This window comes from Afipia sp. DC4300-2b1 (assembly GCF_049895725.1).
Classification (GTDB): domain Bacteria; phylum Pseudomonadota; class Alphaproteobacteria; order Rhizobiales; family Xanthobacteraceae; genus Afipia; species Afipia broomeae.
Window position 1 is genome coordinate 377,437 of record NZ_JAFCSX010000005.1, and the last position, 17,581, is coordinate 395,017.

A 17,581-nucleotide genomic window follows, 5' to 3' on the forward strand; every position below is an offset into this window, starting at 1 on the left:
CGCCGCCACCGGCCCTGAACATTAGGAAACCTATCTGTGAAAGTCATCGCCAGTTCGATCCGCAAGGGCAACATCATTGAGCAGGACGGCAAGCTATATGTCGTTCTGAGCGCGGAGAACATCCATCCCGGCAAGGGAACCCCGGTCAGCCAGATCGAAATGCGCCGAATCAGCGACGGCACCAAGGTCTCCGAGCGCTACAAGACCACCGATCAGGTCGAGCGCGCGTTCGTCGAAGACCGCGACTTCAATTATCTCTACGAGGACGGCGACGGCTTCCATTTCATGAACAACGAAAACTACGATCAGCTCCTGGTTTCGAAGGACGTCGTTGGCACGCAGGCGCCGTATCTGCAGGAAAACATGACTGTGAAGCTTTCGATATTCGAGGGCAACGCTGTCGCGATCGTGCTGCCGCAGCGCGTCACCCTTGAGGTCGTCGAGACCGAGCCGGTGACCAAGGGGCAGACCGCCTCCTCGTCTTACAAACCCGCGATCCTTTCCAATGGCGTCCGCACGGGCGTTCCTCCGCACATCGGCACGGGAACGCGCATCGTCGTCCTGACGGAAGACGGTTCTTACGTCGAGCGCGCCAAGGACTAAAGGCAGATCTCGCGAGGATGTATTGAGGGGAGCGGAGGCAGTAACAGGCAGACGAAACGCATCGGCGAAGCTCTGGTGCTTTTCTCTGTTCGTTGCCTCGCTGCTCCTCCTCGTTCAGCCTGCGCACGCGGCCGAATTCAAAACACCGGCGATTTCGGTCGTCACCCCGGACTGGCCCGCGACCGTCAGTCAGCTCAGGGCCGAGATCGATTCACAGCCTTTGGCTATCGACAATTTCAACTTCCCGTCCCGAAATCAGCCATCCCAATTCAACGCGCAGCGCATCACGGCGATCTCGCAGATCAATGCGGTGACGTCGCCGATTTTCTCCGGGATTGAACTCAGCCCCGTCCCGGTGCTGTTGCCGTTCGATAGCGCGCTTTATCTTGCTGATCGCCAGAGCGGCGCCATCAACCTCCTTATCCCGCGGTATCAAGCCGGGTTCAGAGCGGCGAGCATGTTCGAGGCCGGATCGGCCGGCTACGACGCTGTCTTTTTGCTGGACCGCGGCGCGGGCGACAATATGCCGTCACGGACGTATCTGGAGCCCGTCGAGGTTCAGATCACGGGATCGCTGCTGATCTACGACATCAAGGATCCGCTCGCTGGGAAGGGCGAGCCGGTCAAGGCGCTGGCCACGCAATATCCGAACCTCCGCCGCATGATCCGCGAAGGCTATGTGCGGTATGCGTTCACGCGCTTCGGCGTCCCCTATGTGGTTTCGATCCAGTGTCACGACGGCGTTGCACGCGGCAGACGCCTCTCCTGCCGCGAAGCCTCGCCGGTCGCCGAACGATTCCTGAAGGCCTTGCGGGTGGCGGGCGGGACGCCTCGCGATCCGCGCTCGAATATCGCCTCATATGCGTCGGAGCGTCCAATCGAATACTCGGCGGATTTCACATATCGGCCGCCGGGCGAGATCATCGCCAACAGCGGCTATCGCGGGCAAGGCGGGCACGAGGACCTTACTGTTTATTCTCAGATCCGCTTTCCAATCGAGAAGGCCCCGGCATTCGCCAACTCCCAGTCGTTCATGAACTGGGGAGACTGCAACCTCACAGGGCGGGTCTCATTCGCGCCGACCAAGGGCGACCAGTACCGCTGCAAGCGCAATGACAAGCCGCTGGTGTTCGATGAATCCGCCAAGGAAAATTACAGCTATCCCTGGCAGGACAACTTTTGCGAGACGCGCGATTTCGAAGTGGGACAGTGCGCCAACGGAATGGGTCACCAGGGACAGGACATCCGCCCGTCGTCCTGCCACCTGCGCAACGATGGCGCAGATCGCTGCATCCCCGACCTGTTCGCGACAGTCGCAGTTCGCGACGGTGTGTTGATGAGGTCGCCCAGGCAGCAGGCTGCGTTCCTGCTGGTGAACTCGCGCAATGAACATATCCGTTTTCGTTACATGCACATGAACCCGGCCCGCCTCGATGCCGATGGCGTCCTTCACGGACGGCGCGTCACCGAAGGCGAAAAGATCGGCGTGGTCTCGAACTACCAGGATCGCCCCGGCGGAACGACAAACCATCTGCATTTCGACATCCAGGTGTTCACGCGCGATGGCTGGCTTTGGGTCAATCCCTACGTCACGCTGATTTCCTCCTATGAGCGCCTGATCGGCGGCCGTGGCCGCGAATACATCCAGCCGCCACCAGAAGCGCCTGCGATGGCACACGCCCTGCCGCCTGCGGATCTCCCCGCACACGTCATCAAGGAAGGCGAAAGCCGTTAGGTACGAAGGCATGGTCCCGAAAAGTGGGAACCGGTTTTCGGACAAGATCATGCCCAGACAGAATCCGCGGCACAATGGCCTTTGGCCCAGCTACCAAAGCCGCGCTAGACTGGCTGCATGACGCAAAAAGATTCTCGGAACACGCCCGTCCTCACACGACGAACCCTGATCGGCTCCGCGCTGGGCGTCGGCGCACTAATGGCCAGTCCGCTTCGCGCACTGGCCGCTACGCCCCCCGGGTTCGATCAATGGCGCGAAGGATTCCGCGCCCGCGCGCTGGCACGCGGCATTTCCGAGGGCACGTATATCCGCTGTCTCGCCCGGATCGAGCCGGACATGAGCGTGTTCGAAAAGATGCGCAAGCAGCCGGAGTTCAACGAACAGCTCTGGCAATACATCAACCGCCGTGTTTCGGACTGGCGTCTGTGGGCGGGAAAGGTCGCGCTTCAGAAAAACAGCGCGCTGTTTGCCCGGATCGAAAAGGACTTTGGCGTCGAACGTGGCACGCTGCTGGCGCTGTGGGGCGTCGAGACGGCGTACGGCGATCCGCTGGTGCAGCAGAACCATATGCGGCCGGTGTTTCCTTCGCTCGCCGCGTTGGCGTGGAACGAGCCTCGTCGCAAGGCCTATTGGGAAACCGAGCTCATCAACGCGCTGCGTATCGTCGACAAGCACTGGAGTACGCCGGAGGAAATGCGCGGCTCATGGGCCGGCGCAATGGGTCATACCCAGTGGATGCCGGAAGTCTGGCTCAATGTCGGCTTCGACTATGACGGCGACGGCCGCGTTTCACCGTTCGGCAAGCCGGACGATGCGCTCGGCTCCAGTGCGCGCTATCTCGTCAACCGCGGCAAGTATCGTCGCGGTGAGCACTGGGGCTATGAGGTCAAAGGCGGGACCGGCGGCAGCGGCAACAAGAGTTACGCGCAATGGGCGGCGGCTGGCGTGACCCGCGCCGACGGCCAGCCGTTCCCGCGTCCCAATGATTCCGCGCAATTGTGGATGCCGGTGCAAGGCGGTCCGGCTTTCCTGCTGGGCCCGAACTTCTATGCGGTGAAGAGCTACAATCCGTCGATGAACTACGCGCTCGCCATCGTGCATCTCGGCGACCGCATTCTCGGGGCGGGACCGTTCATCCAGCCCTTCCCCGGATCGGAGCGCGCGCTGACACTCGCCGAGGTGCAGGAAGTGCAGACACGTCTCACCAACGCAGGCTTCGATACCGGCGGCACCGATGGCCGCGTCGGCAACGACACCATGAAGGCGGTGAAGGATTTCCAGACCAAGGTGGGACTGCTGCCTGCGGACGGCTATGCCGGATTGAAGGTGTTGGCACGGCTGCGGCAGGGATCGTGAGTCCTACCGGATCACCGCAGGCCCCGGATCAGGCACGGCCACATCCGTCACACGCATCTGCACGCGCTCGGAGCCCTGCCAGCGGTCGACGGTGAGCGATCCCGCCACATGCAGCATCTGACCGCGATTTTCGATCAGCGCATTGCCGAGCTTCTGGCCGATGGAGCGAAACGCAATCCCGTTGACGAACGCACCATCGCCCGACTTGAAACGCAGGCGCAGATGCGACTGCCCCACCTCATCTGCGAAAACCAGTTGATGTGACGGCAATGCGATCAGCGGCTCCGGATTGCCTGCGCCGAAAGGACCGGCACGATTCATGGTCGCAACAAAGTCCGTTGTCACAGCCCGCGCACTGACCGCACCATCGATGAACAACTCGTTGGCATGCCGTGCGTCTGCGACCGTCGCCGCAAGCTTGGATTCCACGAAGGCGCGGAATTCCGCAAGCCGCTCTTTCTTCAGCGTCACGCCCGCCGCCATGGCGTGACCGCCGCCTTTCAGAAGAATTCCCTCGTGCACCGCTTCGCGCACCACCTTGCCGAGATCGACGCCCGGAATCGAGCGGCCCGATCCGGTGCCGATCCCGCCCGGCTCCAGCGCGATGGCGAATGCGGGACGTGAAAACTTCTCTTTCAGTCGCGACGCCACAAGACCGACAACGCCCGGATGCCAGCCCTCGGACGCAGTTACGATCACCGAACCTTTGTCGTCCCGACCAAGCGACGCAAGCGCCTCGGCTTCGGCCTGCGCCTCGGCCATCTGCTCGATGACACGGCGTTCGGTGTTGAGGCGATCCAGTTCGGCGGCAATCCGCGCGGCTTCCGAGATATCGCCTTCCAGAAGCAGCCTCACGCCGAGGTCCGCCTGCCCGATGCGGCCGCCAGCATTGATGCGCGGTCCGAGCATGAAACCGAGGTGCCACGCCTCCGGTGGGCCGCTCAGCCGCGCCACATCCATCAGCGCGGTGTGCCCGACATGATCCCGGCGGCGCAGGGCGATCAGCCCCTTGGCTACGAAGGCGCGGTTGAGGCCGGTTAGTGCTGCCACATCGGCAACGGTTCCGAGCGCCACATGATGAAGCGCGTCAAGCAGATTTGGTTCGGGCCGAACGTCGCTCCAGAAATTGCGGGCGCGCAATTCACGGTTCACCGCAACCAGTGTGACGAACACGAGACCGACGGCGGCGAGATGTCCGAGGCCTGACAGGTCGTCCGGGCGGTTCGGATTGACCAATGCATCGACGACGGGAAGCTCGTCACCGCACTGGTGATGGTCGATCACCACCACATCCATGCCGAGCCGCTTGGCTTCCGCCAGCGGTTCGATGCTGGTGGTGCCGCAATCGACCGTAACCAGCAGTGTCGCGCCCCTGTTGGCGAGGCCGCGCACGGCTTCGACATTGGGGCCATAGCCCTCGAAGATGCGATCGGGAATGTGGATCAGCGGATCGAGCCCGCAATGGCGCAGATGCCAGGTCAGCAGCGCAGCGGAGGTCGCGCCGTCCACGTCGTAGTCGCCGAAGATCGCGACCTTCTCGCCGCGCGCCGCAGCGTCGGCAATGCGCTTGGCCGCAGCTTCCATCTCCGTCACAGTCAAGGGATCGGGCAGCAGCTTGCGGATGGTCGGATCGAGAAAGTCCTCGACGGCGTCGATGTCGATGCCGCGGCCCGCGATGATCCGCGCCAGCATTTCAGGCACCTGATAGCGCTGCGCAATGGCGAGCGCCCTTGCCGCCCCGCGCGGATCGAGCCGGTCGCGCCACACGCGGCCGGTCGCAGACTGGTTCACGCCGAGGAAGGCGGGGATCGTCTCAACTGGCAATGCGGATGCAGGGAGCGTCATGATGCTTTCCGCAGGTAAGCACGAAGCGTCAGCGTTCAATGATTCGTCGCTGTCATCCTTCGAGGCTCGCAAGTGCTCGCCCCTCAAGATAACGTCTCATGTTGTTTCCATCACCCTGAGGAGCCGTAGCAAAGCAATAGGCGTTCGAAAGAACGCCGTTCTTCGAACAGCTATGGGCCTCGAAGGGCGACGCATTTTCTAGCAGCCGAGCTTGTCCGCCAGATCGTTGAAGTCCTTGACCACGTAATCCCAGTTGCCCTCGGCCTTGAAATCGCGGTTCTGGTGCGGACCGTACTCCGTCACGCGCGGAACGAATGCGGTCTTCAGGCCGAATGACTGCGCTGCCTCGAGATCGTTATTATGCGCGGCCACGAGCATCACCTCACCTGGCGTCAGGCCAAGAATCTTCGCCGCGCCCAGATAGGCTTCGCGGTCGGGCTTGTAGTGGCCGAACACCTCGGCGCTCAGCACCAGATCCCACGGCAGGCCTGCGTGCTTCGCCATGTTGGTCAGCAGCGCGACATTGCCGTTGGACAACGGACTTATGATGAATTTCCTCTTCAGCCGCGTCAGGCCGCCGACGCTGTCCGGCCATGGATTGAGGCTGTGCCAGCCGCGTGTGAGGTAGTCGAAGTCGGCTGACGTCAGTCCTGTGATGCCGAGCTTCGCCGCCAGCGGCTCGATCGACTGCCGCTGCAGGTCATCGAGGATCACGAAGCCGCGCTCGGGATGCTTGCGGACCTCGTCCATCGACGGCATGTACGCGGCGCGCCAGCCGTCGACCAGCGCAGTCCAGTCGCCCTTGAGACCCTTCGCTTGGCCCCATGCGGTGAAATTATCGATCAGACTGGTCCGCCAGTCGACCACGGTGCCAAAGACATCGAACAGCAGCGCCTTGATCTCGGACATCGGACCTCTCAGAAAATCCTGCGGTATTGCATGAAGCCCGACCGGTCGGCGACTTCATCGTAGAGGATTTGTGCGCGCGCATTCTCGAACTGGGTCAGCCAGTGCACCCTGCTCGCGCCTGCGGCTTTGGCCTTCTCGTAGACGGCCTCAATCAGCTTGCGGCCCACGCCGTGGCCACGCGCGCCCTCGTTCACGAACAGGTCCTGGAGATAGCAGTAGTTGCCGACCGTCCAGCATGAGCGATGGTAAAGGAAATGGACAATGCCGGTCAGCTTGCCATCGACAAACGCGCCGAGCACATACATCGGCTCTGCGTCATCGTGAAACCTCTGCCATGTCACAGCCGTTGTCTCGGCCGGAACAGAGGCCTTGTAGAACTTGAGATAGCCGTCCCACAACGGCTCCCACGCCTCGCGCTCATCCACGCGAAGCGGCCGGATGACAACGCGCTCGGTCATGGGATTTCCCTGCTTAGTCGAGGTGGAATTTCTCGAACTGGCGATGCTCGCCCTTGATGATGCGAACCGTGCCGGTCACCGAGCGCATCACGACGGTTTCGGTCTCGATCACGTTCTTGCGGAACTTGACGCCTGAGAGCAGCGAACCATCTGTGACGCCGGTTGCCGCGAACAGGCAGTCGCCGCGCGCCATGTCTTCGATGCCATAGACCATGTTGAGGTCCTTGATGCCCATCTTCATCGCGCGTTCGCGTTTCTCGTCGGTGTCGAGAATGAGACGGCACTGCATCTGGCCGCCGATGCAGCGGAGCGCCGCAGCAGCCAGCACGCCTTCCGGCGCGCCACCGGTGCCCATGTAGATATCGACGCCGGTGTTCTCCGGATCGGCGGTGTGGATCACGCCGGCGACGTCCCCGTCGGTGATCAGGCGGACCGCAGCGCCGGTCGAGCGGATCGCATTGATGATGTCGGCGTGACGCGGACGATCCAGCACCAGCGCGGTGATCGCCGATGGATGCACATCCTTGGCGCGGGCAAGACGGCGGATGTTTTCGGCCGGCGGCGCGTCGAGATCGACGACATGTTTCGGATAGCCCGGACCAACCGCGATTTTCTGCATGTAGACGTCCGGTGCGTTCAGCAGCGTGCCGCCTTCTGCCATCGCCATGGTCGCAATGGAGCCCGGCATGTTCTTGGCACACAGCGTGGTGCCTTCGAGCGGATCGACCGCGATATCGACTTCGGGACCTGCATCGGAGCCGACCTTCTCGCCGATGAACAGCATCGGGGCTTCGTCACGCTCGCCTTCGCCGATAACGACAGTACCCTGGATTGGAATCTTGTTGAGCTCGCGGCGCATCGCGTCCACCGCAGCCTGGTCGGCGGCCTTTTCGTTGCCGTGGCCCCGGAGACGAGCAGCAGACACCGCGGCACGCTCAGTCACGCGCACGATTTCGAGTGTGAGAATGCGTTCCAGCAGAAGCTGCGGCGGAACGGAAATCGTAACGGACATAGGCTAACTCCCAAGACAACAGACGTGGCGATGGACCCGGCGGACCGGACCCTATCAGTTCTTTTCGATGCGGATGACCTGCGGACGGCCGGTTATCACCCGATCTTGCTGGACGGCATGCAACGCCTGGCGCACTGCATCCTCGGTGGTTGCGTAAGTGATGAGAATGACCGGCACCGGCGATGGTTTGCCGCGCGTATTTACCGGCTCGACTGCGCCGTCTGGATGACGCTGCACGATCGATTCAATGGAAATTTTCTGCTCGGCAAGGCGTGTCGCGATGGTCGCGGCGGTTCCGGCGAGATCGCGCGCCATCAGGCGAATGTAATAGCCGCCCTCGTGACGCTTCATCGGCGCCTTGGTCGTCGTTTTCAGCTTTTCGATGGGCCGTCCGAAAGGTGCCGCGCGAATGCCGCGCGCTACGTCCGCAATATCGGCCAGCACGGCAGATGCAGTCGCAGCGCCACCGGCGCCCGGCCCCACCAGCGTGATCGGCGGAATGCCCTCGCCGTCGATGGTCACAGCATTCGTGACGTCCATGACCTGCGCAATCGACGACGACTTCGGCACCATCGTGGGATGCACGCGCTGCTCAATGCCGGATTCGGTGCGCACCGCAACTCCGAGCAATTTTACCCGGTATCCGAGTTCTTCAGCCGCGCGCAGATCTTCCGGCGCAATGGATGAAATGCCTTCAACGTAAACCGCGCTCTGATTGACCTTGGTGCCGAATGCGAGGCTGGCGAGAATGGCAAGCTTCTGTGCGGTATCATGTCCATCGACGTCGAACGACGGATTGGCTTCGGCATATCCGAGCCGCTGCGCATCCTTGAGGCACTCCGCGAACGACAGTCCCTCGCGTTCCATCCGCGTCAGGATGTAATTGCAGGTGCCGTTGAGAATGCCATAGACGCGATTGATGCCAGTCCCGGCAAGGCCTTCGCGCAGCGTCTTGATGACGGGGATTGCCGCCCCGACTGCGGCTTCATAGTTCAACGCGCCGCCGTGTTTTTCGGCCAGCGCAGCCAGGCGCGAGCCATGCCTGGCGATTAGCGCCTTGTTCGCCGTGACGACGGATTTTCCGTTCCGCAGTGCGGCTTCGATCGCGGAGAGAGCCGGCTCGCCGGAGCCCCCCATCAGTTCGACGAAGCAGTCGATCTTCGGATCATTGGCCAGCGCCAGCGGGTTCTTGGCCCACTCGATCCCGCGCAGATCGACACCGCGCTTCTTGGCCTTAGAACGAGCGGATACCGCGACAACCCGGACGCCACGGCCACACCGCGCCGACAAGGCCCTGCCCTGACTTTCGATCAGGCGGACTACCTCGGCACCCACGGTGCCGAGGCCCGCAATACCCACCTTGAGGGGTGCGACCATCTTGCTGAAAACCTGCCGGAAAAACTTGAGTTAACTAGGCATGATCTGGTCCGAAAACCGGGGGCCACTTTTCGGGATCGTGCCTACCGCCGATTGGCGAGCGGAACCACGTTGTGCAACGATTCAACGCCAGTTTCAAGGAAGCGCCGGATATTGCGGGCTGCCTGGCGAATACGCTGCTCGTTTTCCACCATCGCGATGCGGACATAGCCCTCGCCGTGCTCGCCGAAGGCAACGCCCGGCGATACGACGACGCCGGATTTTTCCACCATCAGCGTAGCGAACTGCATGCTGCCGACCTCCCGGAATTTCTCCGGTAACGGCGCCCAGGCGAACATCGACGCCGCCGGCGGCGGAATATCCCAGCCCGCACGGCCGAAGGTTTCCACCAGCACGTCGCGGCGCTTGCGGTAGGTGTCGCGCATTTCCTTGATGCAATCCTGCGGACCGTTCAGCGCTGCGGTTGCAGCGACCTGGACCGGTGTGAACGCACCGTAGTCGAGATACGATTTCACGCGCGTCAACGCTGCGATGATCCGCTCATTGCCGACGGCAAAACCCATACGCCAGCCGGCCATCGAGAACGTCTTCGACATCGAGGTGAATTCGACGGTGACATCGATCGCGCCCGGCACCTGCAAAACGGATGGCGGCGGCACGCCTTCGAAATACAGTTCCGCATAGGCCAGATCGGACAGAATGAAGATCTCGTGCTTCTTCGCGAACGCGACGAGGTCCTTGTAGAAATCAAGCGATGCGACGTACGCCGTCGGGTTCGACGGATAACACGCGATCATCGCGATCGGCTTGGGGATCGAGTGAACGATCGCCTTCTCGAGTGCGCTGAACAGTTCCGGGGTCGGTTCGGCGGGAACGGAGCGAACCACACCGCCCGCCATCAGGAAGCCGAAAGCATGGATCGGATAACTCGGGTTCGGCACCAGCACCACGTCACCGGGTGACGTGATCGCCTGCGCGACGTTGGCGAAGCCTTCCTTGGAACCGAGCGTCGCAACGACCTGGGTTTCCGGATTAAGTTTCACGCCGAAACGGCGCTCGTAATAGGCAGCCTGCGCGCGGCGCAGGCCCGTGATGCCCTTCGACGCCGAATAGCGGTCGGTCCGCGGCTTGCCAAGGGTTTCCTTGAGCTTTTCGATCACATGCGGAGGGGTCGGGAGGTCCGGATTTCCCATGCCAAGGTCGATGATATCGGCCCCGGCGTTCCGCGCGGCCGCCTTGGCCCGGTTGACTTGCTCGAATACGTAAGGCGGCAGACGGCGGATACGGTAAAACTCTTCCATGGGTCGGGCTCCGGGAGCCGGTAACACCGGCGAATAACGACGAGATTAGTAACGTGTTTTGTACCGAAGTGGAATTCGGCACGGCGGTTAGAAGACACGGAATTTCAGCATATTACGCGGATTCGAACGCAATGCGGGGTGACCCGCACCAGAATTTGCATTTTTGCGATTGAATCGTGGTCTTTTTAGCACCAACCGGCAGTTGCGGCGAGGCGCAATTCCTAGACGCTAACCTCGGATTTAGGACCCTAGTTGCTGCGGCGCTGAGCAGCCTTGGCGCCGGCCGCCTGCCTGTCGCGGGCCGCGAGCAAATCCTTCTCCAGTTTGTCCTGCTGGGCCTGATCCAGCACCGTCTCTTGCCGGGGCGCTGGAACATCATGCACGGGCAGGTACTCAGCCGGGGTCGCAGGCCGTGCCGGTGTGTTGGCCGGTAATCCCACCAGAGGCGCGTCGGCGATCGTGGACGCACAACCGCCCAGCACAATGCCGAGCAACAGCAGACCGGGCAAAGCCGGCCACCGCCGAACCGGATGCGTGTGGCGTCCCACAGAAATTGTCACGTCCCCTTGATTTAAAGCGGCACGATTCCTGCTCTGCAAAATGCGCAGGCGATCTGAACTCAACATCGGCGGAAAGCGTTAACTCCCGACCAACAGCCGCAGCGAAGCAGATCGCGTTCATGAGGCCCTAATATGACCGAAGTATTAATCATGTCGCAGCGCAGCACATGCAAATCAGCGGGCGCATCCGAACTATGCCATGATGATGGTGCGAACTCACAGCGTTCGCGGTTTGAAACAAGAGTTTAGAAGCAAGCGATGAGTGACACTCTGCTAAGCACCAAGTCTGGAGACTCCGGCGCCGCGAAAAGCTTCGATCCGGAAGCCTTCTCCGCAAATCTTGCGCGTGCTCTTGAATCAAGCGGCCGCGCCCTCTCCGCTTATCTGAAGCCTCGCGAAAACGGGGAAGCCAAGGATCGTCCGCCCGGCGAGCTGAATGAGCTGGTGAAGACGTTCACGTCCGTGGCGGAGTACTGGCTCTCCGACAAGGACCGCGCTGCCAGCGTTCAGGCGAAGCTGGGCAAGGCTTACCTGGATCTGTTGACCAGCGCCGCACGCCGCCTCTCAGGCGAGACGACGACACGCGCTGCCGATCCCTCGCCGCGTGACAAGCGCTTCCAGGACCCCGAGTGGAAATCGAACCAGTTTTTCGATTTCGTGATGCAGGCCTATTTGCTGACCACGCAGTGCGCCAACGATCTGGTCAAGAACGCCGATGGTCTGGATCCGCATACCCGCAAGAAAGCCGAGTTCTACGTCCAGCAGGTCACGAACGCAATTTCACCATCGAACTTCGTGCTGACCAATCCGGAAGTATTGCGCCAGACACTTGCGAGCAACGCGGACAATCTCGTTCGCGGCATGACGATGCTTGCGGAGGATATCGAAGCCGGAAACGGAACGCTCAAAATCCGCCAGTCGGCGGCCAATCTGGAGATCGGCAAGGACCTCGCGCTAACGCCCGGCAAGGTGATCTATCAGAATGAGGTGATGCAGCTCATTCAGTACACGCCGACGACCGAAACCGTTCTCCGCACGCCACTGCTCATCGTGCCGCCGTGGATCAACAAGTTTTATATTCTCGATCTCAACCCGCAGAAGTCGTTCGTCCAGTGGTGCGTCAATCAGGGCGTCACCGTATTCCTGATCTCATGGGTCAACCCCGACAAGAAGCTTGGCGGCAAGACCTTCGAGGACTACATGCGCGAAGGCCCGCTGACGGCGATGGACGTCATCGAGAAGGCCACCGGCGAAATGCGTGTCCACACCATGGGCTATTGCGTCGGCGGCACGCTGCTCGCGACGACACTGGCGTGGCTTGCGGAAAAGCGTCAGGTGCGCGTCACCTCGGCGACCTTCCTCGCCGCGCAGGTCGATTTCACCCATGCTGGCGATCTGCTGGTGTTCGTCGACGAGAGCCAGATTTCAAGTCTCGAACGCGACATGAACAGGGCTGGGGTACTCGAAGGCAGCAAAATGGCGATGGCCTTCAACATGCTTCGTTCGAACGATTTGATCTGGTCGTACGTGGTCAGCAATTATCTTAAGGGCAAGGAGCCTGCGGCGTTCGACCTGCTGCACTGGAATTCGGATGCCACCCGCATGCCGGCGGCGAACCACTCCTTCTATCTTCGCAACTGCTATCTGGAGAACCGCCTGTCCACCGGCTCCATGACCATCGACAATACGCAGCTCGATCTCTCCAAGGTGAAGGTGCCGGTCTACAATCTCGCCACCAAAGAGGATCACATCGCACCGGCCGAATCCGTGCTCTACGGTTCACAGTTCTTCGGCGGCCCGGTCAAATACGTGCTGGCCGGCTCCGGTCATATCGCGGGCGTGGTCAACCCGCCGGAACTGGGCAAGTACCAGTACTGGACCAATGACCGCATTGGCGATATCACCCTCGCCGACTGGCTCAAGGATGCACAGGAGCACAAGGGATCGTGGTGGCCGGACTGGCGCTCGTGGCTCGAAACGATCGATGCCGAGCAGGTGCCCGCCCGCATTCCCGGCAGCGGACCTCTGGAAGCCATTGAAGACGCTCCGGGAAGCTATGTCCGGGTCCGCGCCTGAGCATAACGCCTGCCGCGACGTTGGCCTTGCATCGCCAATCGTCTATGACTTCACACGTTATTTGCTTCGTCGACTCGCCCCGCACCATGGCGGGACGGCGAAGGCATTTCCACCCGCCTCCGGGCAGGCCTTGCAAGATTGGAAGGACAAACGTCGATGACACGTGAACTGTTCTGGCTGACGCTGACCGTTATTTTCACCGGCCTGCTCTGGGTGCCCTACGTTCTCAACCGCTGCCAGGTGCGCGGCCTTGGCGGCGCAATGGCCAATCCGTCGCGCAACGACAAGCCGCTCGCCGAATGGGCGAACCGTCTGCTCTTTGCACACGACAATGCCGTCGAGAACCTCGTGGTGTTCGCTCCGCTGGTCCTGATCCTCAATGCCATCGATTATTCGAGCAAATGGACCGTGCTTGCGTGCGCCGTCTACTTCTGGTCGCGCGTCGCCCATCTCATCGTTTATACGCTCGGCGTGCCTGTTCTGCGCACGCTGACATTCCTGATCGGCTTTGCAGCCCAGGCCATGCTGGCGCTTGCAATCTTCAAGATCCTCTGATCGGAAATCCGACGAGACAAACAAAAGGGACGGCTCATCGCCGTCCCTTTTTTATTACCTGCTGCGCCGCGGTTACGGGAACATCGGTGGCTGATCGATACCCATCGTCTCAGGAAGGCCGAGCACCAGATTCATGTTCTGCACGGCCTGCCCCGACGCACCCTTGGTGAGATTGTCGAGGGTCGAGACAATGATCGCCCGTCCCGCGATGCGATCCGCGGCCACGCCAATGAACGTCATGTTCGAGCCGCGCACATGTCGCGAATGCGGGGTCTTGCCGAACGGCAGGACGTGAACGAACGGCTCCTTCTCGAACTGGCTCACCAGAATCTCGTGAAGATCCTGCGCGATCTTGCCCCGCCGGCCCCGCACGTAGATGGTCGAGAAGATTCCCCGGTTCATCGGAAGGAGATGCGGCGTGAACGATACGACGACCTCCTTGCCGGCGGCCTTTGAAAACTCCTGGTCGAGTTCAGCCATGTGCCGATGCTGGCCGACGCCGTAGGCGTTGAAGCCTTCGGAGACCTCCGAGAACAGCATCTCTTCCTTCGCCGAACGCCCCGCACCGGTCATTCCGGATTTCGCATCGATGACGATTTCGTCCGGTTCGATCGCCTTGGCTTTCAGCAGCGGGATCAGCGGCAACTGCGCGCAGGTCGTGTAACAACCGGGATTGGCGACCAGCCGCGCCTTCTTGATGTCCCGCCGATAGATTTCCACCAGTCCGTAGACGGCTTCTTTTTGAAGTTCGAGCGCATGATGGTCGTGCCCATACCACTTGGCATAGGCCGCCGGATCTTCCAGCCGAAAGTCCGCCGACAGATCGACGATCTTGATGTCCGGCGCCTTTGCGAAGACGTCCTTCAGTACCTTCTGCGTGGTGGCGTGCGGCAACGCGCAGAACACCAGATCGAGCCCGGCGTTGGCCCAATCGACCTCATCGATTGTCACCAGCCGCGGCAGATCATATGGCGCGAACTGCGGGAACACGTCGCCCATCATCTGCCCGGCGCGCCGGTCAGCCGTCAGCACGGCAATCTCCACGCGGGGATGGCGCAGCAGCAGCCGGACAAGTTCGGCCCCGGTGTAGCCGGAGGCGCCAAGGATGCCGATTTTCTTCTTCGTGCTCATGGCGCGATCCCTTCGTGCGCAGTGCTCAACATTTCATTGTCTTCAACGGCGGCAAAGGCCTGCGGGCGCATGGCGTGCATCGCAGCCGACAGGATGCCCGCGCCCGCGGATGTCTGTAAGGCCAAAGCGCGGGTGACCGCAACATGGTCCGCATCCGATTTATGCTGGTTCAGCTTGAAGCTGCCCTCGACACCCTCAACGGTCATGACCAGCCCCACGATGGCCTTCATCATCGCTTCAAGCCGGCCGGACGACATCTTGTCCACCGTCCAGGGCTTTTTCGGCGCAAGATCGCTTTCGAACCGGGCGCTGGCCTGATTCAGGTGATCCGGCAGTTGTTGCCCTGTCATGATCCGGACCGCGCCTGTCATGTGAACCGACCGATAGAGCCACGTCGGCACCTGGTCGGGGGAGACGTACCAATCGGGCGATACATAGGTATCCGCATCGCTTACGGCGAACAGCCATGGGGTTACGCCATCGGCGCGGCCGATCAGCGGATTATGGCGCGCAAGATGAAAACAAAGCTGCGGCGTGCCGTCGCTTCCATACTCAATGTGGAACGGCACCGGCGACGCGATGGGTTTTTCCCCGTCATGGGCGCAGGCCAGCCCGAATCCGCGCGCGGCAGCGAACGCGAGGCAAGTGGCGCGGTCAACTCGGAAGGCGGGCGGAACGTACATTGCAAACTCCTGCTTCTGCGAGGAGCCGCTTGAGATCAAACCGCGTGTTTTGAGAAGCAAGGTGTGCCGCGGGTCATCTCCGGCGGCACGAGGGGTGATCTTAAACGCAATCAACCGCCCATACCGCGAGAATGCGGCGGCGGCGGGCAGCGATCATGGTAGCGTTCAAAATCATGGGCGCGGATATAAGTCCGCGCCCATTTTCCGTCAAGCGATCATCCGCGGATCAGATAGTCGGATTCCAGGGAGCTGGCACCCAGCGATAGCCGGTGCCGTCCTTCTCGATGTTGGCAAGACCCGGGAATGGGTAATGGAAGCCCTGTACGCGCATCCTGTCCGCCGCGAGCATGTCATAGACCTTGCGCCGGGTGACTTCGGCCTGCGGACCATCCTGATCGAAGAACGCCTGCCAGCCGGGATTGCGAGCGAACAGGTCCGGATTGTTGGTGACGTCCGACTGGATGAACACCTTGTCCGCGCCGGAAGACAGTACGTACGACGTGTGACCGGGCGTGTGGCCGATGGTCTCGACTGCGAGCAGGCCGGGCGCGACATCCTTGCCCCACTCGTAGGGCGTGACCTTCTTCTTCAAACCAGCCTCGAAAACGCGGCGGTTGTTCTTGAACAGACCTTCCATGCGGCCTGCCGGCGCGCGGCTCATCTCCCCATCGTCCATCCAGTATTTCCATTCGACGGATGGCACGAGCACCTCGGCATTCGCAAACGCCGGCTGACCGTCGGCGGTGAGCAATCCGTTCACGTGGTCGCCATGGAAATGCGAAATTACCACCATATCGACTGCCTTGGAATCGATCCCCGCGGCGGCAAGATTGCTGGCGAACTGTCCCATGGTGCCCTTGCTGCTTGCGAATGCGCCGGGGCCGTTGCCTGTATCGATGACGATCAGTTTGCCGCCGGTGTTGATCACGAGCGGCCCGAAATAGATCGTGACTGAGTCGCGCGGCCGAAATGCTTTTTCGAGCGAGGCATTCACTTCCTCTTTCTTCGCATTCGTCACAAAATTGTCAGCAAGCGGAAATGTGGTGGACCCGTCGGAGACGACGGTCACTTCCGCGTCGCCAACCTTGTAGCGATAGAAGCCGGCGTTTTGCTTGCCCGCAGCGGGTGCCGCGGCTTTCGCGGGAAGAACCGGCAACAGCGGAGCAGCGGTGAGAGCGGCAGCGCCAGCCAGTGCATGACGTCGTGTCAAATCCATCGTGTTTTCTCCCGGTTTGTGAAATTCAATGCCGCGGTTCTTCGCGGTCGTTCGCATGCTGCCCTGTTGCAACTCATTCGCAGCTTGTCCACGCACGACAACCGGCGTGTCAATTTAACACCACTTCGCGACAGCTATTCCCGATCACAAAATAGTTTGAGCGCGCGCCGTCACATGAGCATTTTGACGCCCATGATGCCGGGCGCCATCAGAAGGCCGGACCACACGAACGCCGAGGTAAAATTCGCGAACTGGAAATGCCAGTATTCCATTTCGACGACGCCTGCGACCAGTGGAACGGTTGCGCGCAACGGTCCCGAAAAGCGGCCGATGAAAATACCGAGCACCCCCCACTTCTTCATGAAGCGTTCGGCGCGCGGCAACATGTCGGGGAAGCTGGACATTGGCCACATGTGGGCGATGCGATCGTGGAATCTGACTCCGATCCAGTAGGATAACCAGTCGCCGCATGCTGCGCCCAGTCCGCCTGCTATCCAGATCGGCCAGAAATTGATTCCGCTGACACCGATCAGCGCACCGATGGAAACCAGTGCGCCCCACGCCGGAATGATGAGCGAGAGAAAGGCCAGCGACTCCGCAAAGGCGAGCCCGAAAACAACGGGCATCGCCCACATCTGATGATCGCGGACAAATTCCGCGAGTCCGCGGGTCATTTCCTCAAACGTCATGCAATGTCCCAATCCGGCTTATCGAATCTGCCGGTTCCCCTGATCCGGAATACCACGGCCAGCAGCCGCCATGTT

Annotated in this window: 16 protein-coding genes; 5 read left to right on the plus strand and 11 right to left on the minus strand. The window is 61.3% G+C overall.

All coding sequences use genetic code 11. From position 1 onward, the window contains the following. The first annotated feature begins 36 nt into the window (after positions 1 to 36). From efp to ACP7AL_RS21415, 3 genes are all read left to right on the plus strand, one after another. Entirely contained in the window at positions 37 to 603 is a 567-nt protein-coding gene (efp, locus tag ACP7AL_RS21405) for an elongation factor P (RefSeq protein WP_006020435.1), read from the plus strand. A gap of 22 nt (positions 604 to 625) precedes the next feature. Then, a complete protein-coding gene (locus ACP7AL_RS21410; RefSeq protein ID WP_425994092.1) occupies positions 626 to 2,338 on the plus strand; it encodes a M23 family peptidase in 1,713 nt (570 codons plus the stop codon). A 117-nt stretch (positions 2,339 to 2,455) separates the two neighbouring features. Beyond that, on the plus strand, positions 2,456 to 3,694 hold the full coding sequence (locus ACP7AL_RS21415; protein ID WP_425994094.1) for a lytic murein transglycosylase: 1,239 nt from the start codon (positions 2,456 to 2,458) through the stop codon (positions 3,692 to 3,694). A 3-nt stretch (positions 3,695 to 3,697) separates the two neighbouring features. Here ACP7AL_RS21415 and recJ read toward each other — a convergent pair whose 3' ends face one another. From recJ to ACP7AL_RS21450, 7 genes are all read right to left on the minus strand, one after another. Then, positions 3,698 to 5,539 carry a single-stranded-DNA-specific exonuclease RecJ gene (gene recJ / locus ACP7AL_RS21420; protein ID WP_425994096.1) on the minus strand — a complete coding sequence of 614 codons (1,842 nt, stop codon included), beginning with the start codon at positions 5,537 to 5,539 and terminating at the stop codon, positions 3,698 to 3,700. A 198-nt stretch (positions 5,540 to 5,737) separates the two neighbouring features. After that, a complete protein-coding gene (locus tag ACP7AL_RS21425) occupies positions 5,738 to 6,448 on the minus strand; it encodes a haloacid dehalogenase type II (RefSeq protein ID WP_425994098.1) in 711 nt (236 codons plus the stop codon). Between the two features lie 8 nt (positions 6,449 to 6,456). Beyond that, a complete protein-coding gene (locus ACP7AL_RS21430) occupies positions 6,457 to 6,906 on the minus strand; it encodes a GNAT family N-acetyltransferase (protein ID WP_425994100.1) in 450 nt (149 codons plus the stop codon). 13 nt (positions 6,907 to 6,919) lie between these two features. Next, positions 6,920 to 7,918 (minus strand): class II fructose-bisphosphatase, encoded by a 999-nt coding sequence (gene glpX / locus ACP7AL_RS21435; protein ID WP_425994102.1) that lies wholly within the window; start codon positions 7,916 to 7,918, stop codon positions 6,920 to 6,922. A 54-nt stretch (positions 7,919 to 7,972) separates the two neighbouring features. Further along, positions 7,973 to 9,295, minus strand: a complete 1,323-nt coding sequence (locus ACP7AL_RS21440; RefSeq protein ID WP_006020428.1) for a homoserine dehydrogenase — start codon at positions 9,293 to 9,295, stop codon at positions 7,973 to 7,975. Positions 9,296 to 9,378: 83 nt separating this feature from the next. Continuing rightward, positions 9,379 to 10,596, minus strand: coding sequence for an LL-diaminopimelate aminotransferase (locus ACP7AL_RS21445; RefSeq protein WP_425994105.1), 1,218 nt, complete (start codon positions 10,594 to 10,596; stop codon positions 9,379 to 9,381). A gap of 248 nt (positions 10,597 to 10,844) precedes the next feature. Further along, positions 10,845 to 11,105, minus strand: a complete 261-nt coding sequence (locus ACP7AL_RS21450; protein ID WP_425994107.1) for a hypothetical protein — start codon at positions 11,103 to 11,105, stop codon at positions 10,845 to 10,847. Positions 11,106 to 11,414: 309 nt separating this feature from the next. On the opposite strand from ACP7AL_RS21450, the gene ACP7AL_RS21455 reads away from it, so the two are divergent. Beyond that, positions 11,415 to 13,232, plus strand: coding sequence for a PHA/PHB synthase family protein (locus tag ACP7AL_RS21455; RefSeq protein ID WP_006020425.1), 1,818 nt, complete (start codon positions 11,415 to 11,417; stop codon positions 13,230 to 13,232). Positions 13,233 to 13,388: 156 nt separating this feature from the next. Then, positions 13,389 to 13,787: an MAPEG family protein gene (locus ACP7AL_RS21460; RefSeq protein ID WP_425994110.1), complete on the plus strand. Its 399-nt coding sequence runs from the start codon at positions 13,389 to 13,391 to the stop codon at positions 13,785 to 13,787. Positions 13,788 to 13,859: 72 nt separating this feature from the next. Here the strand turns inward: ACP7AL_RS21460 and argC are convergent, their stop codons facing one another. The 4 genes from argC to ACP7AL_RS21480 all read right to left on the minus strand — a co-directional run bounded on the left by argC (position 13,860) and on the right by ACP7AL_RS21480 (position 17,506). Then, positions 13,860 to 14,918, minus strand: coding sequence for an N-acetyl-gamma-glutamyl-phosphate reductase (gene argC / locus ACP7AL_RS21465; RefSeq protein WP_425994112.1), 1,059 nt, complete (start codon positions 14,916 to 14,918; stop codon positions 13,860 to 13,862). Next, on the minus strand, positions 14,915 to 15,601 hold the full coding sequence (locus ACP7AL_RS21470; RefSeq protein ID WP_425994114.1) for an FMN-binding negative transcriptional regulator: 687 nt from the start codon (positions 15,599 to 15,601) through the stop codon (positions 14,915 to 14,917). The genes argC and ACP7AL_RS21470 overlap by 4 nt, the downstream gene beginning before the upstream one ends. Before the next feature lie 226 nt (positions 15,602 to 15,827). After that, on the minus strand, positions 15,828 to 16,817 hold the full coding sequence (locus ACP7AL_RS21475) for an MBL fold metallo-hydrolase (protein WP_425994116.1): 990 nt from the start codon (positions 16,815 to 16,817) through the stop codon (positions 15,828 to 15,830). 170 nt (positions 16,818 to 16,987) lie between these two features. Continuing rightward, positions 16,988 to 17,506 (minus strand): DedA family protein, encoded by a 519-nt coding sequence (locus ACP7AL_RS21480; RefSeq protein WP_425994119.1) that lies wholly within the window; start codon positions 17,504 to 17,506, stop codon positions 16,988 to 16,990. Positions 17,507 to 17,581: the final 75 nt, after the last annotated feature.